This is a genomic window from Pseudocitrobacter faecalis (assembly GCF_965231525.1).
Classification (GTDB): domain Bacteria; phylum Pseudomonadota; class Gammaproteobacteria; order Enterobacterales; family Enterobacteriaceae; genus Pseudocitrobacter; species Pseudocitrobacter faecalis.
Genome location: NZ_CBDDNJ010000002.1, coordinates 338740 through 364188 on the forward strand (window position 1 = coordinate 338740; position 25449 = coordinate 364188).

The window sequence follows — 25449 nt, forward strand, 5'->3', positions numbered from 1 at the left end:
CGCTAGTGTAGGTTAGCTCTTTTGCGCCTGGCAAGCCTGCAACACGTAAGGGTTGTGGTTACCCTGAATTTTGGCGATGCGCCTGTCGCGCTCACACTCCCATTCGCTGACCGGATAGAGCTTATTCCACGCGTTGAAAAGCTGCGTCTGCTGGCGGGAAAGATTGATTTGGTACGTGTCGCGCATATAAAAGTAGGTGCGGGCGATTGCGCCGCGCGAGCGTGCCGGCGGCTCGGCCACTTTTTCTTTAAAATCGACTTTCATGGCGCACTGGCCGTACTGGCCTTCGCCGCCGTTCCACTGGCTGTACATAAAGTTACCGCGATCGCCATTCACTTCTCCAACCGCCGGCTGGAGGTTATGCATATCGCTTTCGATTTTACGGTACACCGGATCTTTGGCGCAGTTTTTTCGCCCGCCATCCTGCCAGCACTGGCGCTGATGACCAAACTGCCAGGCGGGCATCACGTGTTCCCATTCAACACGGCTGGCGCGGTTTTCATTTTTACGCACTTTGTAACCGCAGGATTCAAGGTCAATGACGCCCTTCTTACCCTGCCAGTTAATTTTACAGCCGCAGTAGAAGTCACCCGGCACATCGCTGTTAACTTTTACCCCTGCGGTTTTGGCCTGGGAAAAACTTTTAATACCTTCGGCCTGCGCCTGGCCTGAGAGCGCCGTCGCTAACACCACGACTGCGATTGCTACTTTACGGGACATCACAAACTCCGTCTCAAAACGAGCCCGCAACGTAGCGAAAGCAAGAGTCAGATGCAATCAGTCAGATCAGAAAACTTCCAGAAAATTCCATCAGTTACAATTCTGCAACCAATGGCTCGCCGCAGTGTACGCAGCGATAGGTCGCTTCACCGCGCACCACGCGATTATGGCGGCGGATAGTCAATTGATGCTGCTGGCAGCGGCAGCGATAGGGGAAGGTTTTAGTGCGTATCGAACTCAGTTCAAACTGATGGGTGCGGCGCGCCGGAACGCCGAGCACGGCTTCCATCATCCACTTCCACTCTTTACCGTGCGGTGCCACGCGGCCAAAGTGCTTCCACACCAGCAGATGCGCCAGTTCGTGCGGAACCACTTCATCAATAAACGCCTGCTGGTTTTCCGCCAGCAGTACCGGATTGAGGCGAATTTCATACTCCTGCAACCACGCGGTACCCGCCGAGGTGCCGCGCTGTTGATAAACCAGCTTTGGCTCGGGGTAATGACGCTTGAGCGCAAGATTCGCTTTGGCAAGATTTTCCCGCAGACAACGCATAACGCTTTGCTGAAGGGCGATAGGAATTCGGGGGCTTTTCATGGAGCAGAGGATAGTGCGGGTAGAGGGGCATGTGCAAGAAGAAGCTTCCTCCCTGAGAGGGAGGAAGCTTGCCGGATGATTAGTCGTGTGCGCCGATTTCGCGCAGTTTACGACCTTTCATCAGGTTACGTTCAATATGTTCCAGTGACACATGTTTGGTTTCCGGAACCAGCCAGAGAGTCAGTACGATGAACAGCAGGTTCAGACCGGCGTAAACCCAGAATGTGTTCGCATTCCCCAGGTTGTTGAGCATGGTCAGGAACGTTGCACCGACGATCATGTTGGCGATCCAGTTGGTTGCGGTCGAGCAGGTGATACCGAAATCGCGGCCTTTCAGAGGCTGAATTTCAGAACACAGTACCCAAATCAGCGGGCCTGCGCTCATGGCGAAGCCAACGATAAACATCAGCAGCATGGCAATCGCGAAGTACTGGGCAGACGGTGAATGGATACCGACGTGCATCATCGTACCCAGAACGCCCATACCGACCGCCATCACCAGGAAGCCCAGCGTCAGGGTTGGTTTACGGCCCCAGCGGTCAACCAGACCGATAGCGATAAAGGTGGCGAGCACGTTGGTCAGGCCAACAATTACCGTCCCCCACATCTGTTCGGTCGTATTGGTATAACCCGCCAGTTCAAAGATTTTCGGCGCGTAATACATGATGACGTTCATCCCGGTGAACTGCTGCATCACCTGTAACAGCACGCCAAGGAACACCGCACGACGGAAGTTGCTGTTCTCTTTAAACAGCGCCCAGCCGCTCTGTTTCACCTGCAAACTTTCGCGGATTTCATCCAGTTCGCGTTTCGCTTCCGCGCTGGTATCACGCAGACGCAGCAGCACGCGTTCGGCATCATGGAAGCGGCGTTTGGCGGCGAACCAGCGCGGGCTGTCCGGCAGGAAGAAGACGCCAATCAGCAGCAGAATCGCAGGGATGATGATCACGCCCAGCATCCAGCGCCATGCACCAGAGTAGCTGAAGGCAGTATCAGACAGGTATGCGCCCAGAATACCGATGGTAATCATCAACTGGTACATGGAAATCATACTGCCGCGAATTTTTTCCGGCGCGATTTCAGAGAGATACAGTGGCGCAGTGTAGGAAGCGACACCCACAGCCAGGCCCAGCAGAACGCGGGAGATAATCAGCACTTCCGGGTTCGGCGCGGCAGCAGAGAACAGCGAGCCGAGCACGAACAGGATCGCGCCGATCATCAGGCTTTTTTTACGCCCGAGGCGGAAGGAGAGCCAGCCACTGCCGACCGCACCAATCGCGGCACCGAACATCATGGAGCTGACCACCCACTCCTGGGTGTGTGGAGAAATCTGAAATTCATCGGTGATAAAGGGTAGGGCACCGGCAATAACACCAATATCAAGACCGAAGAGAAGTCCCGCCAGAGCTGCCAGGAAGCAGACAAAGAAGGTCATTGTCTTGTTAGAACGCCCCTGTTTTTTATTGTCAGGCATTATGCCCTCCATTTGAATTATTAGATTGGTCGATGTAAAGGTTAAGTGAGTCAGGCGTAAAAAGATGTGATAGTAATCACATGAGTGTAATCGGTTACACTATCATTCATCGTGCGTATGCATTAAAAATTATAGTAATCAAATGGTTAATTGTGAAAGTCGGGGAGAAAAAATAATGCTTCAGATTAGCCTGAAAAATAAATGTAACAACAAGGCATTTGCTGTGTAACACGTCTGGCTGCATCAGTGTGGTGCATTAGCTATGCTGTGTAATCGCTTTCATTAATGGCGCACAGGCAATAAAAAAGGCCAGCACGTGGCTGGCCTTCAGGCAAAACGGTGGGGAGATTATTTCAGGCCGGCAGCATCGCGCAGCAGCGCCGCTTTGTCGGTTTTTTCCCACGGGAAATGTTCACGGCCAAAGTGACCGTAAGCGGCGGTCTCTTTGTAGATCGGGTGCAGCAGATCCAGCATCTGAATCAGGCCGTACGGACGCAGGTCGAAGAACTCGCGTACCAGCAGGGTCAACTGTTCAGAAGGCACTTTCTCAGTACCGAAGGTTTCCACCATGATGGACGTCGGTTCTGCCACGCCAATTGCGTAGGATACCTGAATTTCACAACGGTCAGCGAGGCCTGCCGCAACGATGTTTTTCGCTACATAACGTGCCGCGTAGGCTGCGGAGCGGTCAACTTTTGAGGGATCTTTACCAGAGAATGCACCGCCACCGTGACGTGCCATGCCGCCGTAGGTATCAACGATAATTTTACGACCGGTCAGACCGCAATCGCCCATCGGGCCGCCGATCACGAAACGACCGGTTGGGTTGATGAAGAATTTAGTGGATGCGTTCAGCCATTCAGTCGGCAGAACCGGCTTGATGATCTCTTCCATCACTGCTTCCTGCAGGGATTTCTGATCGATGCTTTCCGCATGCTGAGTAGACAGCACTACCGCATCGATGCCAACGATTTTACCGTCGTCATACTGGAAGGTGACCTGGCTTTTCGCATCCGGACGCAGCCACGGCAGGGTGCCGTTTTTGCGCACTTCAGCCTGACGCTGCACCAGACGGTGTGCGTAGGTGATTGGCGCTGGCATCAGCACGTCGGTTTCGTTGGTTGCATAACCAAACATCAGACCCTGGTCGCCTGCGCCCTGTTCCAGCGGATCGGAACGGTCAACGCCCTGGTTGATGTCCGGAGACTGTTTACCAATTGCGCTCAGCACGGCACAGGAATTGGCGTCAAAGCCCATATCCGAATGCACATAGCCAATTTCGCGAACGGTGTTACGGGTGATCTCTTCGATATCAACCCATGCGCTGGTGGTGATTTCACCGCCAACCAGAACCATGCCTGTTTTCACGTAGGTTTCGCAGGCTACGCGCGCTTTCGGATCCTGTTCAAGGATGGCGTCCAGCACGGCGTCGGAGATTTGGTCCGCAATTTTGTCAGGATGCCCTTCGGATACAGACTCGGACGTAAATAGGTGTTTTGCCATAATTTCTTCACCCTGGAAAAAGAGAGTTCGATAAGCTTCATGTGGCGGTGCCCGCGCGATGCGATGCGCAATAACAGGGCAGCAGGTCGGCACACAAGAAGTCAGTATAGACGGATTAACTTCTGGACGGCTATTCTAGGTTACTTCTTAATCCGATTTCCAGCGTTTTTTGATTTGGCTCGCATTCTTGCGCAACAAAAGGTGGAAATTTTTCCTGACATTGCTGGCAGAGTCCGTAATTTTATTTTGCTTTTTACCCGTCTTCCCGGTATAAAACGCGGCGCGCGGCTCATACCAAAAAGTGTACGAAGTTGACTTCGTGACGCCACTTCCAGCCGGGCTAAAACATGTGTTTTTTGGCTATAGCAAGTCCTTCGGGGCTGGCGTGGAGGTGATATCAAATAATGAACCGTTGTATTGTGCCCAATCTGTCACACCGTCCTGGTGTGAACCCGATTCCCGTTCTCAGTATCTCTGCTTTGTATACCTGCCGATGTTTTACCCATTTCGGCGCTTCTCAGGACTCCAGGGCTGGTCAGGCTTCCCGGAACTGAACAAGGGCGCTCTTGCACCTGCAAGAGATTTCTCGTGGTTTCTCCGAACATCGTCTTAAGTTCGGTTGCGTGTTTTACAATGATATGAACAAGAAACCGGTCGCACAGCCGACGCACCAGCATAACGCGCTGGGAAATCAGGCTGTATATGGGTTGTTATCGCATCGTTACGCTGCGATAGTAGTTAACTGTTTTACACTAGATACAAATTATTGAGGTTCGCTATGTCTGACGACATGTCTATGGGTTTGCCTTCGTCAGCGGGCGAACAAGGTGTACTACGTTCCATGCAGGAGGTTGCGATGAGCTCCCAGGAAGCAAGCAAGATGCTACGCACATACAACATTGCCTGGTGGGGCAATAACTACTATGACGTCAATGAGTTAGGCCATATTAGTGTATGCCCTGATCCTGACGTTCCGGAAGCCCGCGTTGACCTGGCGCAGCTGGTCAAAGCGCGCGAAGCGCAGGGGCAACGTCTGCCAGCGCTGTTCTGCTTCCCGCAGATCCTCCAGCACCGTTTGCGCTCGATTAACGCCGCGTTCAAGCGCGCGCGTGAGTCCTATGGCTATAACGGCGACTATTTCCTGGTCTACCCGATCAAGGTAAACCAGCATCGCCGCGTGATTGAATCCCTGATCCACTCCGGCGAGCCGCTGGGGCTGGAAGCGGGTTCCAAAGCGGAGCTGATGGCTGTGCTGGCTCACGCTGGCATGACCCGCAGCGTGATTGTGTGTAACGGCTACAAAGACCGTGAATACATCCGTATGGCGCTGGTGGGCGAGAAGATGGGCCACAAGGTCTATCTGGTTATCGAAAAGATGTCCGAAATCGCCATCGTACTGGAAGAAGCTGAACGACTGAACGTGGTGCCGCGCCTTGGCGTGCGTGCACGTCTGGCCTCGCAGGGTTCCGGTAAATGGCAGTCCTCCGGTGGTGAAAAATCGAAATTCGGCCTTGCGGCAACACAGGTGCTGCAACTGGTGGATATCCTGCGTGAGGCGGGACATCTGGACAGCCTGCAACTGCTGCACTTCCACCTGGGGTCACAGATGGCCAATATTCGCGACATCGCCACCGGCGTGCGTGAATCGGCGCGTTTCTATGTTGAACTGCACAAACTGGGTGTGAACATTCAGTGCTTCGACGTTGGTGGTGGCCTGGGCGTGGACTATGAAGGGACGCGTTCCCAGTCCGATTGCTCGGTGAACTACGGCCTGAACGAATACGCCAACAACATCATCTGGGCGATTGGCGATGCCTGTGAAGAGAACGGCCTGCCGCATCCGACGGTGATCACCGAATCGGGCCGCGCGGTTACCGCGCATCACACGGTGCTGGTATCGAACATCATCGGCGTTGAGCGTAACGAATATACCGAGGCGACTCCGCCGGCTGATGACGCGCCGCGTGCGCTGCAAAGCATGTGGGAAACCTGGCAGGAGATGCATGAACCCGGCACGCGCCGCTCGCTGCGTGAATGGCTGCACGACAGCCAGATGGATCTGCACGATATTCATATCGGCTACTCCTCCGGCACATTCAGCCTCAAAGAGCGTGCATGGGCAGAGCAACTTTATCTGAACATGTGCCACGAAGTGCAGAAACAACTCGACCCGAGCAACCGTGCCCATCGCCCGATTATTGATGAGTTACAGGAACGTATGGCGGATAAAATTTACGTCAACTTCTCCCTGTTCCAGTCAATGCCGGATGCATGGGGTATCGACCAGCTGTTCCCGGTGATGCCGCTGGAAGGGCTGAATCAGGTTCCAGAACGCCGTGCGGTGCTGCTCGATATCACCTGTGACTCCGATGGAGCGATTGATCATTACGTCGATGGTGATGGTATCGCCACCACCATGCCGATGCCGCAGTACGATGTGGAGAACCCGCCGATGCTGGGCTTCTTCATGGTCGGTGCGTATCAGGAGATCCTCGGCAACATGCACAACCTGTTCGGTGATACCGAAGCGGTTGACGTATTTGTCTTCCCTGACGGCAGCGTGGAAGTCGAATTGTCTGATGAGGGCGATACGGTGGCGGATATGCTGCAATATGTGCAGCTTGATCCCAACACGTTGCTGACTCAGTTCCGCGATCAAGTGAAAAACACCGGTCTGGACGACGCGCTGCAACAGCAGTTCCTGGAAGAGTTTGAAGCGGGGCTTTACGGGTATACGTATCTGGAAGACGAGTAATACACCCTCTCCCTGAGGGAGAGGGAACAGAGCGTGCGGGTTTTCCCCCTCTCCCTGTGGGAGAGGGCCGGGGTGAGGGCATCAGACCGCACATTTGCTACACTCACTTGAACCCGCACAAAATAACGGCGATAATTCGCCCCAACAAGCTGTAACTCAAATCAATCCCTTCCTCGTCGGGCCTAACGACGCGGAGGGGATTTTTTTTACCGACTTTAGAAGAGGTCATAGCCATGAGTACCTTAGGAAATCAGTACGATAACTCCCTGGTATCTAACGCATTTGGTTTTTTACGTCTGCCGCTGAACTTCCAACCGTATGACAGCGACGCCGACTGGGTGATCACCGGTGTACCGTTTGATATGGCGACCTCGGGTCGTGCCGGTGGTCGTCATGGCCCGGCTGCCATCCGCCAGGTATCGACCAATCTCGCCTGGGAGCACAACCGCTTCCCGTGGAACTTCGACATGCGCGAACGCCTGAACGTGATTGACTGTGGCGACCTGGTGTATGCCTTTGGCGATGCCCGTGAAATGAGCGAAAAACTGCAGGCGCACGCGGAAAAACTGCTGGCGGCGGGTAAACGCATGCTCTCCTTCGGCGGTGACCACTTCGTCACGCTGCCGCTGCTGCGCGCGCACGCCAAACACTTTGGTAAAATGGCGCTGGTGCATTTCGATGCCCACACCGACACCTATGCGAATGGCTGTGAATTCGACCACGGCACCATGTTCTACACCGCGCCGAATGAAGGCCTGATCGACCCTAACCATTCCGTGCAGATTGGTATCCGTACCGAGTTTGATAAAGACAACGGTTTCACCGTGCTGGACGCCTGCCAGGTGAACGATCGCACCGCTGACGACATCATCGCGCAGGTGAAACAGATTGTCGGTGATATGCCGGTTTATCTGACTTTCGATATCGACTGCCTCGACCCGGCTTTTGCGCCAGGTACGGGGACGCCAGTGATCGGCGGCCTGACATCCGATCGCGCCATCAAACTGGTACGCGGCCTGAAAGATCTCAACATCGTGGGTATGGATGTTGTGGAAGTGGCGCCGGCCTACGATCAGTCTGAAATCACCGCGCTGGCAGCGGCGACCCTCGCACTGGAAATGCTCTACATCCAGGCCGCGAAAAAAGGCGAGTAATCTGTTACGCGCTTACTGCTGCTGCGCGACGCATGCGCAGCAGCAACATTCCGCCCGCCAGCAGCGTCACGATTTGCGACGCGACCAGAACCGAAAATCCTGCGCTCACCGACCCGGCATATTTCATCACCACGCCCATCATGAGCGGAATAAACGCCGCGCAAATATTGCCAATCCCGTTAATGATGCCATAGGCGCTGCCCACCGCGTCGTGCGCCGCATGATGCTGTACCACCGCCGGAATGGCTGCCCCCTGTAATCCCCAGAAAATATTGGCTGAGAGTAAAAACAGCCCCAGCATGGCGGGCTGATGGCTGAACATCAACGTCAGCACCGAGCACGCCGTCAGCGCGCCACCGGTGACGAAGAGCAGCGGGGCCTGTTCCGGGCGCAGTTTATCGAGGAGAACGCCGCCTAAAAATTTTGACCCGAGACTCAGCAGAAATGGAATTGCCGCTAAAAAGCCCGTTGCGTGCAGTGAGAAGTGATGTTCATCGCGCAGCCATGCCGGAAGCCATGCGCTGCTGCCCCAGAGATAGCTCAACGTGGCAATCTCAACCAGCAAGATCCAGCCGAGCAACGGCGTGCGCCAGGCCAGTATAAAGGTCTCGCTCAACCCCTTTTTGCGGGGGCGATTCGCTTTCTGTGGCGCAGGCAAAAAACGATAAATCAGCCCGCCACCAAGCAGCAAATTCAGCGCGGCAAGCGCATAAAACGACCCCATCCAGCCCAGATGTTGCATCATAAACGTGACCAGCGGGAAGCCAACAGCCAGCCCAAGCGATACGCCCAGGGCGCTTACGGCATTCGGTTTGCCAATCTCCTGTGCGGCAAAGTGGTCGCTGATGTAGCGAGTTTTCAATGAAAAGAGCGGCCCTTCAGCAATGCCGAGGATCACGCGCGCGATAAGCATACCGAACAGCGACCCGAGCAGGGGAGAGATGGCGCAAACCAGCGCCCAGACCGTGATGCTAATCAGCAGCCCCTGACGATAATTGAGTTTACTTTCCATTACCGGTGTTAATAGAAGAGCCGAAAACCCATAACCCAGAAGAAAGAATGTCATTAACATTCCTTGTAACATTCTGTTTTCATTTATATGAAAATGAGTGACGAAGTCGTCATTAAGAATCATCACCGAGATATTTACTCTATCGACATAAGAAATCACAATTAGAAACAATAACGCGATGACGCCCTGCCAGCGTGTTGAAATCATCTCACTTCTCCTGCCAGAAAATTTATTTATTATTTTGTGTTTATAGTTTCACAATGAAAATGTATCACCTGTGAAACTCATTGATATTAATGGATAATTAAATTTTTGGTTTCACCTGTGAAACTCATCGATGAAGCCTCGCGCTATTTATTAATAATCCCGTTATTCAAAAGTCAATATCTTTGAAAGTGAATGTCACGCTATTTATAAAACCGATTCTTTCCTCCTTCATAAATCACAATTTCATATCGATGCAGTTTTTCGTGATCGATTACACACTTAGCTAATTAATTTCATTGCACTTAACAAAAACGTCACATTTGCGCTTGACGAAACATTCACCGCTTTTATATTGAGCGTATTAAATAAGAAACACAGTTTCATATATGAAACAAAAGCCTGGAGGAATGCGATGAGCTGGATAGGCGTATGTGACGCGGAGCAGGTACAGGAAGATTTCCCTTATAGCGGCAACATTGAAGGTAAAGAGATCGGTATTTATCTGGTCGATGGCGAGTTTTACGCGCTGGAAGACGTTTGTCCTCATGCTTACGCGCTGTTGAGCCAGGGGTTTGTCGAAGATGGCAAGGTGGAATGTCCGCTGCATGAAGCGGTGTTCGACGTCAAAACCGGCCAGTGCCTGCACGGGCCTGGAGGCCGCAACCTGAATCGCTACCCGGTACGGGTATTCGAAAACCAAATTCAGATCACTTTCATTGAGGAGACCGTGGTATGAGCGAAACCCTGGATTTCAACCCGGCGCTGCCGGAAAGCCGCCAGTTTACCCCGCCCGCAGAAGGCGGTAACGGCAATATTCATAAGCCAGGCGAATACCAAAACATCATCTGGCAAACCCGTAGCCGCGTGCCGGAGAACTGGGAGCTGCTGCTGATTACCGCGCTGGAAGAGCTGTTTGAGCAGGGCGTGGAAACGCTGCCGGAACTGGTCAACGGGCTGAACGCGATTCGCATGTACGACCAGCAGGGCGCGCCGTGGAACGATGACAGCTTCCAGGCATTCTTACAGGTTAACGGTTACTGAGGGGCGGGTGATGACAACAACAGTGCAGAGCTATCTCGATAAAGGGTTACGCGGTTTATGGTATCCGGTGCTGGCAAGCTGGGAAGTCCAGTCCGCGCCGGTCGGGATCACCCGCCTGGGTGAACAAATTGTGGTGTGGCGTAACAAAGAGGGTCAGGTACAGGCGCTTGAAGATCGCTGCCCGCACCGTGGCGCGCGTCTGTCGATGGGCTGGAACCTCGGCGACCGTATTGCCTGCTGGTATCACGGTGTAGAAGTAGCGGGCAACGGTGAAGTGAAAGACGTTCCGGCGGTGGACCGCTGCCCGCTGGTAGGCCAGCAGTGCGTGCGCAGCTACAACGTGCAGGAAGCGCACGGCGCGATTTTCCTGTGGTTTGGCGTTACCGCTGACCAACAGCCGGAAGAACTCACCTTCCCGGAAGAGCTGGCGGACACCGAAAGCTACAGCAACTTCCTCTGTTCCGCCGCGTGGAAATGCAATTACCAGTACGCGCTGGAAAACGTGATGGACCCAATGCACGGCACCTACCTTCACTCGTCTTCTCACTCGATGGCGGAAGGCGATCGCAAAGCGGACATGATCCTGCAACCGACCCAAACTGGCTTCATCTTTGAGAAAAAAGGGCAGAGCGGCGTCAACTTCGACTGGGTTGAACTGGGCAACAGCGGCACTTACTGGATGCGACTCTCGATTCCGTACAAACGACGTTTTGGGCCGGGTGGTCACTTCTGGATTGTCGGTATGGTAGTGCCGGAAGATAACGACAACTGCCGCGTCTTCTTCTGGCGTATTCGCCGCGTACAGGGCTGGCAGCGCGATCTCTGGCGTTTCATGTACCGCAACCGTCTGGAAAAACTGCACTGGGAAGTGCTGGAACAGGATCGCGTAGTGCTGGAGAGCCTGGCGCCGAACGCCCGCGATCATGAATATCTCTATCAACACGATGTCGGCCTTTCCCGTCTGCGCCGCATGATGCAGAAAGCGGCGAAAGAGCAACTGGCGACGCGCGACGCGCAGCAGGGAGCGGCCTGATGCACGGCTTACTCGATGGCAAGCGCATCGTGGTGACCGGCGCGGCACGCGGGCTCGGCTTTCACTTTGCCAAAGCCTGTGCAGAGCAGGGCGCGACGGTTGCGATGTGCGACATCCTGGCGGGCGAACTGGCGGAAAGCGCGCACAGCCTGCGCGGGCAGGGTTACCGTATTGAAGATTACGTGATTGATTTAGCCGATAGCACATCCATCGACACGACGTTTGCCGCCATCGCAGAAATTGGGTTGATAGACGGATTAGTGAATAACGCGGCGATGGCGACCGGCGTCGGCGGTAAAAATATGATCGACTACGATCCGGATCTCTGGGATCGGGTCATGAACGTCAACGTCAAAGGCACCTGGCTGGTGACCCGCGCCGCCGCGCCTCTGCTACGCGAAGGATCGGGGATCGTTAATGTGGCCTCGGACACTGCCCTGTGGGGCGCACCACGCCTGATGGCCTATGTGGCCAGTAAGGGGGCGGTGATTGCCATGACGCGTTCGATGGCGCGTGAACTGGGCGAAAAACGTATCCGTATTAATGCGATTGCGCCGGGTCTGACGCGCGTGGAAGCGACGGAGTACGTGCCTGCCGAGCGCCATCAATTGTATGAAAATGGCCGGGCGCTGGCGGGCGCGCAGCAGCCGGAAGATGTCACCGGTAGCGTGTTGTGGCTGTTGAGCGATCTCTCCGGGTTTGTAACCGGGCAGCTTATTCCAGTCAACGGTGGCTTTATTTTTAACTGAGCAGGGCGGAGGCAGTATGGCGAACGAGCACGAAATCAAGTACCTGGTGCCCGGTCTGGAGCGCGGTTTACAGCTGCTGCTGGCCTTCGGTGAACAGCATCGCGACCTGACCTTCGCCGAGCTGCATCGGCTGGTGGATATGCCGAAAGCGACGGCTTACCGCGTGGTGCAGACGCTGGAATATATGGGATTTCTGGAGCGCAACCCGCGTACCAATACCTTTTCGCTCGGGATGAACGTGCTGCGTCTTGGATTTGAATATATCGCCTCGCTGGATGTTGCCCAGGTCGGGCAGCCAGTGATTGAGCAACTGCGCGACAGCAGTCAGTGCAGCAGCCATCTGGCGATCCGCGACGGGCGCGACATCATCTACATCGCCCGCGTCAGCGCCGCTGGTTCGCGTATCAATCACGTCAGTATTGGTACACGTCTGCCGGTGCACTGCACATCGCTGGGCCGTATGCTGCTGACGGATGTGTCGCGCAGCGAGTTCGAACAGATTTTCCCGAACGAGCGGTTACCCGGAAATACGCTGGGTCAGCCGCATGATCGGGAAGCGCTGTGGCAAATGGTGCAGCAGGATAAAGCGCGTGGTTATGTCATTGGCGAATCATTCTTCCGTGAAGGGATCTCCTCCATTGTCTATCCGGTTTATGACCGCAGCGGGCGCGTGGCGGCGGTAGTAAGCATTCTGGTGCCCTCGGAACAGGTGCCGCAAACCGATCGCGATCGGTTGCAAAACGACGTTCGCATGGCGGCGGACAAAATCTCTGGCTTTTTGGGGTATCTGTCACAAGCCAGCTAAATCAAACAGTTAGGTGCAGGCGCTGAGCGGCGTCGGGCATGCTCTACGCCCAAATCTGGGCATTGAGTGGCAAAGAGGCAACGAACCATGAGTGTAATCGGAATTGAAAAACTGGAGTTTGGCGTCGATGACGTGGCCTACAGCGCAAAATTTATGGCTGATTTTGGCCTGAAGGGGGATGCCAGCGGGCGTCGATTCACCACCCTGAGCGGTGCCAGCGTGGAGTTAAATTCGCAGGATGCCCCCACGCTGCCGGACGCTTTTGAAGCAGGCAACACGTTGCGTCGCATGACCTGGGGCGTGGCTACCCAAAGTGAACTGGACGCGCTGCGCCCGAAGCTTGCCAGCCAGCCGGGTTTTTGTGAGGTGGACGGCGCGCTGGAATGCCGCGACCCGAACGGCATGACCCTGCGCGTGCAGGTCAGCCAGCAGCAGCCAGTTGAACTGAACGTTGAGCCGATTAACCAGTGGGGCGATGCGCGTCGTATCGACACACCAAGCCCGGTTTACGATCGTGCAGAGCCGATCAACATCGGCCACGTAGTGTTCTTTGTTGAAGAACTGGCGGCGGTGGAGAAATTCTACCGTGAAGTGCTGGGCTTCCAGGTCTCTGACCGTTACATCAACCGCGCGGTGTTCCTGCGTTGCCAGGCGCGCGGCGGCCATCACAATCTTTTCCTGCTGCAATTGCCAAACCGCAAGCGCGGGCTGAATCACGTCGCGTTCACCGTACGCGACATCCATGAAGTGATCGGCGGCGGCATTGCCATGAACAAACATGACTGGAGCACGTTTATCGGCCCCGGTCGTCATCCGGTCTCTTCCGCCTATTTCTGGTATGTGAACAGCCCAACCGGCGGGGCGTTTGAGTACTACACCAACGACGACTACCTCACCGAGAAGTGGCAACCGCGCGAGCTGGAGCATTCGCTGGTCTCCTTTACCGAATGGGCGGTGGAAGGCGGTATCGACCACGACACCCGCCGCCAGCAGAAGAAGCCGGAGGCGGTATGACGGCGCGCATCGTGATAATCGGCGGCGGCCAGGCGGGCGGCTGGGCGGCGAAAACCCTGCGCGACGACGGTTTCGACGGTGAGATCTGCGTAGTGGCAGAAGAGGAGTGGGATTTCTACGAACGCCCGCCACTGTCAAAAGCCTCGCTGCTGGAAGCGTCCCCGACGCTGCCGCGTCTGTTCAGCGAAGACGCACAGCAGGCGCTGAACCTGCGCTGGTACCGCCCGCTACGTGCGCTGGCTATCGATCCACACGCAAAAACCGTTGCGTTGAGTAACGGAGAATCATTGAGCTATAACCAGCTTTTGATTGCTACTGGTGGGCGGGCCCGCCTGCCGGGAGACGCGTGGGCGACGCATCCGCAGGTGTATACCCTGCGCCACTGGCAGGATGCGCAGCGTCTGAAAAAGCGTCTGGCGCAGAGCCAAACGCTGGCGATTATCGGCGGTGGCTGGATTGGCCTGGAGATTGCCGCCTCAGCGCGCAAAAGCGGTATCGCGGTCACTCTGTTTGAACAACAGCCCGCGCTCTGTATGCGCTCGGTCAGCGCGGAAGTGTCCGCTGAACTGCTGGCAATACATCAGCAACAGGGCGTGGATGTGCGCACCGGATGTGGCGCGATTGAACTGGATGAAGGCGATGAAAACGCGGTGATCCACTGCGACGGCCAGCGCGAGATCTTCGATGCGGTGGTGGTGGGGATCGGCGTCGATCTCAATCTGGAACTGGCACGCGATGCCGGGCTGAAAACCGATCGCGGCATTGTGGTCGATGCGCAGGGGCGCACGTCCGATCCGGCGATCTTCGCCGTGGGCGATGTGGCGCAGCACGCGCGTTATGGTCTGTGCGTGCAGTCATGGGCATTTGCGCAGAATCAGGCGGTGGCGACGGCCAAAGCGATGCTGGATGCCAGCGCGCCCGGTTACGACGACGTGCCGTGGCTGTGGTCGGATCAATACCAGCACAACATTCAGATCCTCGGCATTCCGCAGCCGAACAGCCGGACGGTGGTTCGCCGGGAAGAAAAAGGGCCGCTTTTCTTCTCGCTCAACGCTGACGGTACGCTGAATCAACTGGTGGCGTTTAACGATCCGCGCACCGTTAAACTTGCGAAACGCTGGATGGCGAGCGGGCGCAACCTGAGCGCTGAGCCCTTGGGCGATCCTGACTTTTCACTGATGTCACTACGCTAACCGCGACGTAACCCTCAGGGGGGAACATGAGCACATTAGAGAACAACACCGCGCCCGTAGAGGCGCGCGGTGAGGGCGTCTGCACGCCTGAAACGACCGTTCGCTGGGCTATTCCGCTGTCGCTGCTGGCCTGCGTCCTGTTGGCGTTTTTCGACAAAATCAGCATCGCCGCACTCTTTTCCGATAGCCATTTCCAGCAGGCGATGGGCATCGATTTTGACACCACGCGTCTGGGTATCCTGATGAGCGCGTTCCTGCTGAGCTACGGTTTTTCCTCCGTACTGCTGAGTGGGCTGGGCGACAAGATCGCACCGCTGCGTCTGCTCACCGGCATGATGGTGCTGTGGTGCGTATTGATGGTGATGATGGGCTTTACCCACAACTACACGCTGATGGTGACGCTGCGCATTCTGCTCGGCGTGGCGGAAGGGCCGCTGTTCCCGCTGGCGTTCGCCATTGTACGCCACTCCTTCCCGCAGCATTTGCAGGCGCGCGCCACCATGCTCTGGCTACTCGGCACGCCCGTGGGGGCGGCAATTGGCTTCCCGCTTTCCATCTGGCTGCTCAATACCTTTGGCTGGCAGAGCACCTTCTTCACCATGGCGCTGCTCACTATCCCGGTGTTGATTCTGGTGCGCATTGGTCTGCGTGGCGTGCAGCTTGAGGCGAAACAGGCACCGACGCAACAGTCGCAGCTAACGCGTCGGGCGGCGCGTCAGGAACTGTTTGTCAGCACTCACTTCTGGATGATTTGCGTCTTTAACATCGCTTTTCTGACCTATCTGTGGGGCATCAACGGCTGGCTGCCGGGCTACCTGATTAAAGGCAAAGGCATTCACCTGGAGCATGCGGGTTGGCTGTCGTCGATGCCGTTCATCGCCATGCTGCTGGGCGAAGTGATTGGCGCGTGGCTTTCCGATCGCGTCGATAAACGCGCCGCCGCCTGCTTTATCTCAATGGCAGGGGCGGCCATTGGCCTGACGGCGGTCATGCATCTGGATACGCCGCTGACCATCATCGCCGCCATGAGCTTCAGCACCTTTATGTGGGGCGTGGGCGCGCCGAACATTTTCGCCCTGCTGGCAAAAGCGACCCATCCACGGGTGAGCGCCACGGCGGGCGGTATTTTCAACGGGCTGGGAAACTTTGCCGGGGCGTTGTCGCCGGCGGTGATGGGGGCGCTGATCGCCTTCACTCACAGCATGGATTCCGGGCTGATCTTTCTGGTGGTGATGGCGACCGTAGGGTGCGTCCTGTTACTGCCGCTGCTTAAACGTTACTGAGGAGTGTGTCATGTCTGATTCAACCGTAAGCGCGAAAACCGGCATCAAGCCAGAAAATCTGACCATGGAAGAGTGGGTGGAGTCGCGTATTGCCCGCTTTGAAGGCCGTAAATATGACTGGAACGCGCTGAAGTTCCAGGCGGATTTTGACCCGAAATATCGCCGTGCGCAGATGCGTTATATCGGTACCGGGGCGACCGGTGTCGCCAGCGATACCAACACCGTGGCGGCGGAGCACTTCACCTTCTCCACCATGGTGCTGCCGTCGAAATGCGAAGGCCCGCTGCATCTGCACGATGACGTGGAAGAGGTCTTCTTCATGCTGAAAGGGCAGATCACCCTGATGATTCAGGATGGTGACAACTACACCGAAACGGTACTGCGCGAGCGCGATCTCATCTCCGTTCCGGCGGGGATCTATCGCGGCCTGTTTAACCATGGCGAAGAAGAAGCGCTGATGTGTGTGATGCTCGGCACCAAAAAGCCGGAGATCCCAACCTATCCGGCAGACCATCCGCTGTCGAAAGTGAAACGTAACTAAGGAATTGCGATGACGGGTTTTCGTGAACAGGGCCATGGCGTACCGGTGATGCTGCTGCATGGCATTAGCTCCGGCGCGGCGTCCTGGCATAAGCAGATGACGCTACCGGGCTGCCGCGTGCTGGCCTGGGATATGCCGGGCTATGGCGAAAGCCCGATGCTGGCAACCGAGCGGGCGAATGCGGGCGACTACGCCGATGCGCTCGCGCTGTTGCTTGACCGTGCTGGCATCTGGCAAACAGTGCTGGTAGGGCATTCGCTGGGCGCGCTGGTAGCCAGCGCCTTTGCCGCGTGTTACCCCGAACGGGTTGTGCATTTGCTGCTGGCAGACCCGGCGCAGGGTTACGGCAACGCGACGGCGCAAAAACGCGAGCAGGTTTGGCGCAGTCGGGAACAGCAAATCGCGATGGGCGGTGAGATCCACGCGCAAACCCGCGCGGCGGCCCTGCTGCAACCGGCGGCACGCCAGGACGATGTGGCGACGGTGGCGGCAGGGATGCGACGTCTGCGCCCGGAAGGCTATCTGGCGGCGGCATGGATGCTGGCGCACGACGATATTCACCGCTGGCTTGAACAGTACGGCGGTGCGTTCAGCGTGTGCTGCGGCGAGCAGGACACCATCACGCCGCCGGAGGCCGCGCAGGCGCTGGCCGCACGCTACGGCATGCCATACACCGCCGTTCCGAAGGCCGGGCATGCCAGCTATCTCGATAACGAAACGACATTTAATCAATGGCTTTTGCAGGCAATGGAAGAGGTGCGCGATGAATGCACAAATTGAAGGGCGTGTAGCGGTAGTCACCGGAGGATCGTCGGGGATCGGTTTCGAAACCCTGCGCCTGTTACTGGGCGAAGGCGCAAAAGTGGCATTTTGTGGCCGCGATCCGGACAGGCTCGCCAGCGCGCATGCCGCGTTGCTCAACGAATTTCCGCAGGGCGAGATTTTCTCTGCCTGCTGCGATGTACTGAAAGAAGAGGATGTACAGGCATTCGCCGCCGCCGTTGAGTCGAATCTGGGCCGCGCCGACATGCTGATCAACAACGCCGGGCAGGGCTTCGTCGCCCATTTTGCTGACACCCCGCGCAGCGCATGGCTGCATGAAGCCGAGCTGAAATTATTTGGCGTCATTAACCCGGTGCAGGCGTTTTTAAGCCAGCTTGAAGCGTCGGATATCGCGTCGATCACCTGCGTCAATTCGCTGCTGGCGCTACAGCCGGAAGAGCACATGATCGCCACCTCCGCCGCGCGCGCCGCGCTGCTGAACATGACGCTCACCCTGTCGAAAGACCTGGTGGAGAAAGGCATCCGCGTGAATTCCATTCTGCTGGGGATGGTGGAATCCGGCCAATGGCAGCGCCGCTATGAGCAGCGCAGCGATAAAAGCCAGAGCTGGCCGGCGTGGACAGGTGATATCGCCCGCAAGCGCGGCATCCCGATGGGGCGTCTGGGTAAACCACATGAACCCGCGCAGGCACTGTTATTCCTGGCGTCACCGCTGGCCTCGTTTACCACCGGGGCCGCGCTGGATGTCTCCGGCGGTTTCTGCCGTCACCTTTAAGGAGCAATGATGAAAAAGGTCATGTTAATTGGCTACGGCGCGATGGCCCAGGCGGTGATCGAACGTTTACCTGCCAACGTGGCGATCGGCTGGATCGTGGCGCGGGAATCACATCATCAGGCGATTCTGGATCGTTTTCACGGTGAGGTTACCCCGCTGGTTGATCCACTGGCATGCGATGCCGCGCCGGATCTGGTGCTGGAGTGTGCCAGTCAGCAGGCGGTGGCGCAGTACGGCGAAGCGGTTCTCAAACGCGGCTGGCACCTGGCGGTTGTCTCCACTGGCGCACTGGCCGATAGCGAACTTGAGCAGCGGCTGCTGAACGCGGGGGGGAAATTAACCCTGCTGGCAGGCGCGGTGGCAGGCATCGACGGTTTATCGGCGGCAAAAGAGGGTGGCCTTCAGCGCGTAACCTATCAGTCGCGTAAAAGCCCCGCCAGCTGGCGCGGGAGCTATGCTGAGCAGCTGATTGACCTGGCGACGGTGCAGGAGGCGCAAATCTTTTTCGAAGGCAGTGCGCGGGAAGCCGCACGCCTCTTTCCAGCGAATGCCAACGTGGCGGCAACCGTGGCTCTGGGTGGCGTGGGAATGGATGACACTCGCGTTCAGTTAATGGTTGACCCGGCGACGAAACGTAACACCCATACCCTGCACGTCGAGGGCCTGTTTGGCGAATTCCACCTCGAACTCAGCGGCTTGCCGCTCGCCAGCAACCCGAAAACCTCCACTCTGGCGGCACTGAGCGCGGTGCGCGCCTGCCGTGAACTGGCTCAGTGCTAAGAGGCTGATATGCAAGAACTCTCAATTTTTGTGGGCGGCGTCTGGCGACGTGGTAACGGCGAAGCGATGCAAAGTACGTTCCCGGCGGACGGCTCGCTGAACGCCACGCTCAACGCCGCCAGCATCGACGACATGAACGACGCGGTAAAAAGCGCCGAGCGCGCCTGGCGTGACCCGGCATGGCGCAATGCGCTGCCCCATCAGCGGGCGAAAGTGCTGCACAACGTGGCGGACATTATCGAATCGCGCGTGGAGGAACTGGCCCTGATGCAAAGCCGCGACAACGGCAAACCGTTGCCGGAAGCGCGTGGACTGGTAATGAGTGCTGCGGGAACGGCGCGTTATTTTGCGGCGGCCTGCGAACTGCTGGAGGGCGAATTGCCGACCCCGCGCATGGCGGAGGTATTAACCCTCAGCCGCTATGAGCCGCTGGGCGTAGTAGCGGCCATTACGCCGTGGAACTCGCCGATTGCCAGCGAAATGCAGAAGGTCGCTCCGGCGATTGCCGCGGGCAATGCAGTGATCCTCAAACCAGCGGAAGCTACGCCGCTGATGGCGCTGGAGCTGGCGCGTATTTTTGAACAGGCTGGACTTCCCGCCGGGCTGTTGAGCGTGCTGCCGGGGAAAGGCTCGGTGATTGGCGATGCGCTGGCGCGCCATCCTCTGATTCGGAAAATCTCTTTCACCGGTGGCACGACCACCGGGCGGCATCTGGCGCACGTGGCGGCGGAAAAACTGATCCCCGCCTCGCTGGAACTGGGCGGTAAGTCGCCGACCATCGTACTGGAAGACGCCGATATCGAGCAGGCGGCGCGCGGCATTTGCTACGGCATTTTCAGTTCAGCAGGGCAGGCATGTATCGCCGGTTCGCGTCTGTTTATTCACGCGTCGGTTTATCAACCGCTGATGGCGCGGCTGCTGGAATTAACGCGCGCGCTGCGCGTCGGGCACCCTCATCAGGAAGGTACGCACATTGGGCCGCTGATTAACGAAAAACACCGTAAAAGCGTGATGGATTACGTCGCGCTGGCGCAAAAAGAGGGCGGACGCGTGCTGTGCGGTGGTGAAATTCCCGCTGACCCGGCGCTTGCCTGTGGCAGCTATTTCCAGCCGACGATTATTGATGGCCTGAATAATCAGGCGCGCGTTTGTCAGGAAGAGATCTTCGGCCCGGTGCTGGTGGCGATGCCGTTTGCCGACGAAGCGTCGCTGATTTCTGAGGCGAACGCATCGGTTTACGGGCTGGCGGCGGGTATCTGGACGCGCGACACCGGGCGAGCGCTGCGTTTAAGCGAGCGGCTGGAAGCGGGCACGGTGTGGATCAACACCTACAAAGTTTTCGCCATTTCGACCCCGTTCGGGGGCTTTAAAGAGAGCGGTCTGGGCCGCGAAAAGGGTATTCAGGGGCTGAAAGCCTGGATGCAACAAAAGAGCATTTATCTGGCGACGGGCAATAGCGTCAACCGCTGGTGCGACTAAGAATAAGGGTGAGTTATGAGTGAAATGATTACCGTCGGCGAGGCCATTGCCAGAACGCTGGAGCAGTATCAGGTAGACGCCATCTACGGCGTTATCTCTATCCACAACCTGCCGATTGCCGATGCCGTTGGGCAGCGTGGCAACATCCGTTTCGTCCCGGCGCGCGGTGAAGCGGGATCGGTGACGATGGCGGATGCGCACGGGCGTTTTTCGGGCCTCGGCGTGGCGCTGACCAGCACCGGCGCAGGTGCGGGTAATGCCGTTGGTGCATTGGTTGAGGCGATGAACGCCTGCACGCCGCTGCTGCATCTGACCGGCCAGGTGGAAAAAGCCTGGCTGGATGCGGATACCGGGTTTATTCACGAGACGCGCGACCAGCTAACTTTTCTGAAGGCCAGCTCAAAACGCGCCTACCGCATCAGCAATGCCAATCAGGCGGTAGCGATTTTGCATAAAGCGATTCAGGACGCACAGACACCGCCGTGTGGCCCGGTGTCGGTGGAAATTCCTATTGATATTCAGGGCGCGAAAATCCCCGCTTCGCTGGTGACGACCGCGATACGTCCGGCGACGCCTGCGGCGGTGGATGCCGCAACCGTTGATGCGCTGTGGGCGCAGCTTAAGCAGGCGAAGCAACCGCTGCTGTGGTTGGGCGGCGGGGCACTGGCGAGCGCCGCGGCAGTCAAGACGCTGGCGGATGCCGGGATGACGGTTATTTCCAGCACCCATGCTCGCGGTGTGTTGCCGGATAATCATCGCGCCAGCCTGCGCGCGTTCCATAACTCGCCATCCGTGGAAGCGATGATGGAAACCTGTGATTTCACGCTGGTGGCGGGCTCACGTCTGCGCAGTAATGAAACTCGCTCCTGGACGCTGACGCTGCCGGAGCCGCGCGTGCAGATTGATATCGACCCGGCGGCAGCGAGCCGGAATTACCTGATGGAGCAGACGATTATCGCTGACTGCGATGCATTGCTGACGGCGTTAGCCGCGAAAGCTCAGGGGCGTGAATGGGGCAACAGCGCGTGGGATGAGCAGGTGCAGCAGGCAGTCGTGGCGGCGGAACAAGGTTTGCGCGAGCAGTGCGGCGCGTATGCCGGGCTGAATGACGCTATTGAACATGCGCTGCCGGACGACGGCATTCTGGTGCGGGATATTACCGTTTCCGGCAGCCTGTGGGGCAGCCGTCTGTTCCGCGCCCATCAGCCGCTGAAAAATATTCACTCCCTCGCCGGGGCAATTGGGATGGGGCTGCCGATGGCGATTGGCACCGCCATTGCTAACCCGCAGCACAAAGTGGTGGGGCTGGTGGGGGATGGTGGCCTGAGCCTGAATCTGGGTGAACTGGCGACGCTGGCACAGGAAAAAGCCAACGTGACGCTGCTGATTATGAATGATGGCGGCTACGGTGTGATGCGCGGTATTCAGGATAAATACTTCGGTGGCCGTCAGTATTATAACGAACTGCACACGCCGGACTTCACCGCGCTGGCGCAGGCCATCGGCTTACAGGCGTGGACGGTTAATCGTGCGGAAGATTTTCAGGCCACGATGACAGAAGCACTGGCAATGCCGGGGCCGTCGGTGGTGGAAGTGCGAATGGGCGAGATTGGCGCGCTGCGTTTTGCCGGGCCGCCGCAGAAGACGTTGTATTAAGGTGCGGTCTTTATCCCCCTCACCCTAACCCTCTCCCAAAGGGAGAGGGAACAAACAGTGCGAGATGTACATTTTGCGCAGGGTTTTACCCTCTCCCAAAGGGAGAGGGAACAAACAGTGTGAGATGTGATATTTTGCGCAGGGTTTTACCCTCTCCCAAAGGGAGAGGGAACAAACAGTGTGAGATGTGATATTTTGCGCAGGGTTTTACCCTCTCCCTTTGGGAGAGGGCAGGGTGAGGGTCAGAAGACGTTGAACGGATATTCAACGTACACGCGAACCTCGTTCCCGCTCACGTTATAGTCGCTGGCGTTGTTAGAGACGCGCAGTACGGAGTAACGGACTTTGAATTTCAGATCTTTTGCCACACCGTCCTGAACCTGGTATTGCACCTGGTTGAACCATTCGTGTTCTTTACCGTTGCTGGTCTGTGACGTTTTGATGTTATCGCCGCGCACGTAAGCAGTGGTCCAACTCAGGCCCGGTAAACCAAGACCCGCGAAGTCAAGGCCGTAAGATGCCTGCCATGAACGTTCATCTTCACCGTTAAAATCAGACCAGTAGGAGTTCGCCAGCCAGATGGTGTTGCCGCCATCGCCTACGCCGCCCTGGTTACGGTAGCCGCCATAGTTGTAACCGGTGCTGCCGCTGCTCTGTTGATAAGCAATTTTAAAGGTATGAATATCCCAGATATAGCTGGCTGCCAGGCTCCAGATGCTGTTGCTACGGCCGGTATCCAGCGATTCAGCATAGCCTGGGGTGAGGCGAGAGTTATAACCGTTGAAATCAAGAACCAACTGCTGGCCGGTGCTGAAAGGTTGTTTGTAGTTCAGGCCCAGGTACTGTTTGTTCATCACATCTTCAATGTGAGATGCGTAGATTGCACCGCTGAACTGGTCGTTGAACTGGTAGCTCGCACCGCCGAAGGAGATGCTTTCGAGGCCAGAGTTATGGCTGTCGTCACTCTTACGCTGTTCGTCGGTGAAGTAACCGGCGTTCACTTCCAGGCCGTCAATCTCTTTCGAGGTCAACAGGGTACCGGTGTAGGTTTCGTACAACAGACGAGAATCATCCGCGGTCAGAATCGGCAGCGCCGGGCGCTGGGTGCCGTAGCTCAGTACGGTATTTGAGAAACGGGCTTTAACCGTCGCGCCAAATTTCGCGAGGTCAGATTTTGCTCGGCCATCGTTATCCTGCGCGAAGAAGTCGATCCCGCCCGCGCCGCTGCGGCCACGTCCACCGTCTAAACGCACGCCATACTGCGCAATACCGTCAACGCCAAAACCGACCACACCCTGGGTGAAGCCCGATTCAAAGGTCGCGACAATGCCTTGACCCCATTCGGCTTTATCTTTTAGCCCATCCTGGTAATCACGGTTGATATACGCATTGCGCAAAAATACATCTAAATGGCTGTCATCAACAAAGCCCTGGCTTTCAGATTGCTGGCTGGCAAATGCAGGTGTAGCGGCGATCAGGCCTAATGCAATTAACGATAATTTATTTTTCACGGCGGGAACGTCTCTGTCTGTCTATATTAAAAGTATTGAGTTCTTCGCGATATTCTCCTGAATGAAAAACGATTGCAATCATTATGTGTGTAAATGTTTCTTCACTATTGCCGGGTATGTCAGGCCACGGCTGGTAAGGCTTACAGGGGATGGACTATGGATTATATGGCATTGGTTTATTCTTAAGGAGAGAATGAACAGGAAGTTTGTAAATGACAAAATAAATATCTTTTGAAACGCGATCTTTTGAAATTATTTATTTGGTGATTTTCAGTTATTGTTAGCAAAACGTGCTATTTAATTAACGATTGATGCGATTTAATGATGAATAAAATAATCGCATTAGTTTTGCACAATTATTGATAACGAGGTTAAACGGGAGGGGATGTGCGCGCTGATGCCCTCACCCCGGCCCTCTCCCACGGGGAGAGGGAGTTACTTAATCCCGTCTGCCGCCAGACGCTGACGAATATGCGCCGCACGTTCCTGCGATGCCGGGTGATCGTCAAACATGGAACTCTGACGACCGTCTTCCAGTTTCGCCAGTTTTTCAAAGCTGGTGGCAAGGCCGGTTGGATTAATGCCTCGTTTACGCAGCAGATCGTAAGAGTAGTCATCCGCTTCCGATTCCTGACGCTGGGAGAACTGGGAATTCACCAGTTTTTCACCTAAATCGCCAAGCTGCGATTGGGACAGGCTACCCACGATCCCACCCGCTGAGGCCGCTGCGGCGCGCAGGGCGTTGGTACCAATCGCCACCTGCATCCCTTTTTTCACGTGGCCCAGCGCAACGTGACCCATTTCATGGCCAATCACCGCTTCGACTTCGTTATCGGTCATGATGTCCATCAGGCCGCTATAAACACGGATACAACCGTTGGCCATCGCAAAGGCGTTGACGTCTTTTGCCACGTAAACCTTATAGTTCACCGGCTGACCGTTAATGTTATCACCCAGCGCGGCGGCAATTTTACTCAGACGCTTGCTGTAGTCGCTGGTCGACGGTGCAATGGTAGCTTTTGCGTCCATATCCTTACAGGCCTGATCGCTCAGTGCCTGCACCTGTTCATCACTCAGCGAGAAGGCCTGAAAGGCACCCGCGCCGGAGTTTAACATGCCGTTTGAATCCATATTCTGACAGCCGCTCAGCAGCAGTGTCGCACCCAGGGCCAGCACGATCGCACGTGTTTTCATGATGTTATTCCAAACTCACTTATCGAGATAATGTCTGAAAATTGCCCCTGCAAGCGGAGCCGGATTTTCCTCAAGTATAAAGAAAATCCTTACAAATGAGCGAGGGGTTTGCACAGAGTGTGCCCTGTTCCGGAGATTTCTGAAGCGGCAAAAGGATGCTCCATGTACATGACTTGTCGCTTGGGTTACATT

General features: G+C 56.4%; 25 protein-coding genes. 18 read left to right on the forward strand and 7 right to left on the reverse strand.

Annotated elements, in window-relative coordinates; translation table 11 throughout:
- Positions 1-12: 12 nt before the first annotated feature.
- The 4 genes from endA to metK form a co-directional block, all read right to left on the reverse strand.
- On the reverse strand, positions 13-720 hold the full coding sequence (gene endA / locus ACOXYR_RS02300) for a deoxyribonuclease I (protein ID WP_108475816.1): 708 nt from the start codon (positions 718-720) through the stop codon (positions 13-15).
- Between the two features lie 94 nt (positions 721-814).
- Positions 815-1315: a SprT family zinc-dependent metalloprotease gene (locus ACOXYR_RS02305; RefSeq protein ID WP_189623860.1), complete on the reverse strand. Its 501-nt coding sequence runs from the start codon at positions 1313-1315 to the stop codon at positions 815-817.
- Between the two features lie 79 nt (positions 1316-1394).
- The gene (galP, locus tag ACOXYR_RS02310) at positions 1395-2789 is read right to left on the reverse strand and encodes a galactose/proton symporter (protein ID WP_108475818.1); all 1395 of its coding nucleotides are present in this window, start codon (positions 2787-2789) and stop codon (positions 1395-1397) included.
- Between the two features lie 348 nt (positions 2790-3137).
- Positions 3138-4292, reverse strand: a complete 1155-nt coding sequence (metK, locus tag ACOXYR_RS02315) for a methionine adenosyltransferase (protein ID WP_015963075.1) — start codon at positions 4290-4292, stop codon at positions 3138-3140.
- Between the two features lie 404 nt (positions 4293-4696).
- Here metK and ACOXYR_RS02320 point away from each other — a divergent pair, with 404 nt between their 5' ends.
- The 4 genes from ACOXYR_RS02320 to speB all read left to right on the forward strand — a co-directional run bounded on the left by ACOXYR_RS02320 (position 4697) and on the right by speB (position 8201).
- Positions 4697-4846 (forward strand): hypothetical protein, encoded by a 150-nt coding sequence (locus ACOXYR_RS02320; RefSeq protein ID WP_421356460.1) that lies wholly within the window; start codon positions 4697-4699, stop codon positions 4844-4846.
- An 84-nt stretch (positions 4847-4930) separates the two neighbouring features.
- Entirely contained in the window at positions 4931-5062 is a 132-nt protein-coding gene (gene yqgB, locus ACOXYR_RS02325) for an acid stress response protein YqgB (RefSeq protein ID WP_144052291.1), read from the forward strand.
- A gap of 8 nt (positions 5063-5070) precedes the next feature.
- A complete protein-coding gene (speA, locus tag ACOXYR_RS02330; protein ID WP_421356461.1) occupies positions 5071-7047 on the forward strand; it encodes a biosynthetic arginine decarboxylase in 1977 nt (658 codons plus the stop codon).
- A gap of 233 nt (positions 7048-7280) precedes the next feature.
- Positions 7281-8201 carry an agmatinase gene (speB, locus tag ACOXYR_RS02335; RefSeq protein ID WP_407731587.1) on the forward strand — a complete coding sequence of 307 codons (921 nt, stop codon included), beginning with the start codon at positions 7281-7283 and terminating at the stop codon, positions 8199-8201.
- A gap of 4 nt (positions 8202-8205) precedes the next feature.
- Here speB and ACOXYR_RS02340 read toward each other — a convergent pair whose 3' ends face one another.
- Entirely contained in the window at positions 8206-9417 is a 1212-nt protein-coding gene (locus ACOXYR_RS02340) for an MFS transporter (RefSeq protein ID WP_421356467.1), read from the reverse strand.
- 415 nt (positions 9418-9832) lie between these two features.
- Here ACOXYR_RS02340 and ACOXYR_RS02345 point away from each other — a divergent pair, with 415 nt between their 5' ends.
- The 14 genes from ACOXYR_RS02345 (at position 9833) to ACOXYR_RS02410 (ending at position 22552) form a co-directional block, all read left to right on the forward strand.
- The gene (locus ACOXYR_RS02345; RefSeq protein ID WP_108475820.1) at positions 9833-10156 is read left to right on the forward strand and encodes a Rieske (2Fe-2S) protein; all 324 of its coding nucleotides are present in this window, start codon (positions 9833-9835) and stop codon (positions 10154-10156) included.
- On the forward strand, positions 10153-10461 hold the full coding sequence (locus ACOXYR_RS02350; protein ID WP_108475821.1) for a recombinase-like helix-turn-helix domain-containing protein: 309 nt from the start codon (positions 10153-10155) through the stop codon (positions 10459-10461). Before ACOXYR_RS02345 ends, ACOXYR_RS02350 begins: the two co-directional genes overlap by 4 nt.
- Before the next feature lie 10 nt (positions 10462-10471).
- The gene (locus tag ACOXYR_RS02355; RefSeq protein WP_108475822.1) at positions 10472-11494 is read left to right on the forward strand and encodes an aromatic ring-hydroxylating oxygenase subunit alpha; all 1023 of its coding nucleotides are present in this window, start codon (positions 10472-10474) and stop codon (positions 11492-11494) included.
- Positions 11494-12243 (forward strand): SDR family oxidoreductase, encoded by a 750-nt coding sequence (locus ACOXYR_RS02360; RefSeq protein ID WP_421356462.1) that lies wholly within the window; start codon positions 11494-11496, stop codon positions 12241-12243. The genes ACOXYR_RS02355 and ACOXYR_RS02360 overlap by 1 nt, the downstream gene beginning before the upstream one ends.
- A gap of 16 nt (positions 12244-12259) precedes the next feature.
- Positions 12260-13048, forward strand: a complete 789-nt coding sequence (locus tag ACOXYR_RS02365; protein WP_108475824.1) for an IclR family transcriptional regulator — start codon at positions 12260-12262, stop codon at positions 13046-13048.
- Positions 13049-13135: 87 nt separating this feature from the next.
- Positions 13136-14062, forward strand: coding sequence for a VOC family protein (locus ACOXYR_RS02370; protein ID WP_113857785.1), 927 nt, complete (start codon positions 13136-13138; stop codon positions 14060-14062).
- Positions 14059-15255 (forward strand): NAD(P)/FAD-dependent oxidoreductase, encoded by a 1197-nt coding sequence (locus ACOXYR_RS02375; protein WP_421356463.1) that lies wholly within the window; start codon positions 14059-14061, stop codon positions 15253-15255. The genes ACOXYR_RS02370 and ACOXYR_RS02375 overlap by 4 nt, the downstream gene beginning before the upstream one ends.
- Positions 15256-15281: 26 nt before the next feature.
- Positions 15282-16538 (forward strand): MFS transporter, encoded by a 1257-nt coding sequence (locus ACOXYR_RS02380; RefSeq protein ID WP_189623864.1) that lies wholly within the window; start codon positions 15282-15284, stop codon positions 16536-16538.
- Positions 16539-16548: 10 nt separating this feature from the next.
- Complete coding sequence (locus ACOXYR_RS02385) at positions 16549-17079, forward strand: cupin domain-containing protein (protein ID WP_108475828.1); 531 nt, start codon at positions 16549-16551, stop codon at positions 17077-17079.
- 9 nt (positions 17080-17088) lie between these two features.
- Positions 17089-17859 carry an alpha/beta fold hydrolase gene (locus ACOXYR_RS02390; RefSeq protein WP_421356464.1) on the forward strand — a complete coding sequence of 257 codons (771 nt, stop codon included), beginning with the start codon at positions 17089-17091 and terminating at the stop codon, positions 17857-17859.
- Positions 17843-18637: an SDR family oxidoreductase gene (locus tag ACOXYR_RS02395; RefSeq protein ID WP_421356465.1), complete on the forward strand. Its 795-nt coding sequence runs from the start codon at positions 17843-17845 to the stop codon at positions 18635-18637. The genes ACOXYR_RS02390 and ACOXYR_RS02395 overlap by 17 nt, the downstream gene beginning before the upstream one ends.
- A 9-nt stretch (positions 18638-18646) precedes the next feature.
- On the forward strand, positions 18647-19417 hold the full coding sequence (locus tag ACOXYR_RS02400) for an aspartate dehydrogenase (protein WP_421356469.1): 771 nt from the start codon (positions 18647-18649) through the stop codon (positions 19415-19417).
- 9 nt (positions 19418-19426) lie between these two features.
- The gene (locus ACOXYR_RS02405; RefSeq protein WP_415728545.1) at positions 19427-20896 is read left to right on the forward strand and encodes an aldehyde dehydrogenase; all 1470 of its coding nucleotides are present in this window, start codon (positions 19427-19429) and stop codon (positions 20894-20896) included.
- Between the two features lie 15 nt (positions 20897-20911).
- Positions 20912-22552, forward strand: a complete 1641-nt coding sequence (locus ACOXYR_RS02410) for a thiamine pyrophosphate-binding protein (RefSeq protein ID WP_421356466.1) — start codon at positions 20912-20914, stop codon at positions 22550-22552.
- Positions 22553-22794: 242 nt separating this feature from the next.
- On the opposite strand, the gene ACOXYR_RS02415 is transcribed toward ACOXYR_RS02410, so the two are convergent.
- The gene (locus tag ACOXYR_RS02415; RefSeq protein WP_015963093.1) at positions 22795-24063 is read right to left on the reverse strand and encodes an OprD family outer membrane porin; all 1269 of its coding nucleotides are present in this window, start codon (positions 24061-24063) and stop codon (positions 22795-22797) included.
- Positions 24064-24498: 435 nt separating this feature from the next.
- On the reverse strand, positions 24499-25257 hold the full coding sequence (loiP, locus tag ACOXYR_RS02420; protein ID WP_113857777.1) for a metalloprotease LoiP: 759 nt from the start codon (positions 25255-25257) through the stop codon (positions 24499-24501).
- Positions 25258-25449: the final 192 nt, after the last annotated feature.

Excerpts from the sequence above, each read along its gene's own strand:
- loiP (WP_113857777.1), bottom strand. The coding sequence starts at position 25,257 with ATGAAAACACGTGCGATCGTGCTGGCCCTGGGTGCGACACTGCTGCTG.
- ACOXYR_RS02400 (WP_421356469.1), top strand. The coding sequence starts at position 18,647 with ATGAAAAAGGTCATGTTAATTGGCTACGGCGCGATGGCCCAGGCGGTG.
- ACOXYR_RS02405 (WP_415728545.1), top strand. The coding sequence starts at position 19,427 with ATGCAAGAACTCTCAATTTTTGTGGGCGGCGTCTGGCGACGTGGTAAC.
- ACOXYR_RS02365 (WP_108475824.1), top strand. The coding sequence starts at position 12,260 with ATGGCGAACGAGCACGAAATCAAGTACCTGGTGCCCGGTCTGGAGCGC.
- ACOXYR_RS02385 (WP_108475828.1), top strand. The coding sequence starts at position 16,549 with ATGTCTGATTCAACCGTAAGCGCGAAAACCGGCATCAAGCCAGAAAAT.
- metK (WP_015963075.1), bottom strand. The coding sequence starts at position 4,292 with ATGGCAAAACACCTATTTACGTCCGAGTCTGTATCCGAAGGGCATCCT.
- speA (WP_421356461.1), top strand. The coding sequence starts at position 5,071 with ATGTCTGACGACATGTCTATGGGTTTGCCTTCGTCAGCGGGCGAACAA.
- ACOXYR_RS02395 (WP_421356465.1), top strand. The coding sequence starts at position 17,843 with ATGAATGCACAAATTGAAGGGCGTGTAGCGGTAGTCACCGGAGGATCG.
- ACOXYR_RS02355 (WP_108475822.1), top strand. The coding sequence starts at position 10,472 with ATGACAACAACAGTGCAGAGCTATCTCGATAAAGGGTTACGCGGTTTA.
- ACOXYR_RS02380 (WP_189623864.1), top strand. The coding sequence starts at position 15,282 with ATGAGCACATTAGAGAACAACACCGCGCCCGTAGAGGCGCGCGGTGAG.
- ACOXYR_RS02350 (WP_108475821.1), top strand. The coding sequence starts at position 10,153 with ATGAGCGAAACCCTGGATTTCAACCCGGCGCTGCCGGAAAGCCGCCAG.
- ACOXYR_RS02345 (WP_108475820.1), top strand. The coding sequence starts at position 9,833 with ATGAGCTGGATAGGCGTATGTGACGCGGAGCAGGTACAGGAAGATTTC.
- endA (WP_108475816.1), bottom strand. The coding sequence starts at position 720 with ATGTCCCGTAAAGTAGCAATCGCAGTCGTGGTGTTAGCGACGGCGCTC.
- yqgB (WP_144052291.1), top strand. The coding sequence starts at position 4,931 with ATGAACAAGAAACCGGTCGCACAGCCGACGCACCAGCATAACGCGCTG.
- ACOXYR_RS02375 (WP_421356463.1), top strand. The coding sequence starts at position 14,059 with ATGACGGCGCGCATCGTGATAATCGGCGGCGGCCAGGCGGGCGGCTGG.
- ACOXYR_RS02410 (WP_421356466.1), top strand. The coding sequence starts at position 20,912 with ATGAGTGAAATGATTACCGTCGGCGAGGCCATTGCCAGAACGCTGGAG.
- galP (WP_108475818.1), bottom strand. The coding sequence starts at position 2,789 with ATGCCTGACAATAAAAAACAGGGGCGTTCTAACAAGACAATGACCTTC.
- ACOXYR_RS02370 (WP_113857785.1), top strand. The coding sequence starts at position 13,136 with ATGAGTGTAATCGGAATTGAAAAACTGGAGTTTGGCGTCGATGACGTG.
- ACOXYR_RS02320 (WP_421356460.1), top strand. The coding sequence starts at position 4,697 with ATGAACCGTTGTATTGTGCCCAATCTGTCACACCGTCCTGGTGTGAAC.
- ACOXYR_RS02360 (WP_421356462.1), top strand. The coding sequence starts at position 11,494 with ATGCACGGCTTACTCGATGGCAAGCGCATCGTGGTGACCGGCGCGGCA.
- ACOXYR_RS02305 (WP_189623860.1), bottom strand. The coding sequence starts at position 1,315 with ATGAAAAGCCCCCGAATTCCTATCGCCCTTCAGCAAAGCGTTATGCGT.
- speB (WP_407731587.1), top strand. The coding sequence starts at position 7,281 with ATGAGTACCTTAGGAAATCAGTACGATAACTCCCTGGTATCTAACGCA.
- ACOXYR_RS02390 (WP_421356464.1), top strand. The coding sequence starts at position 17,089 with ATGACGGGTTTTCGTGAACAGGGCCATGGCGTACCGGTGATGCTGCTG.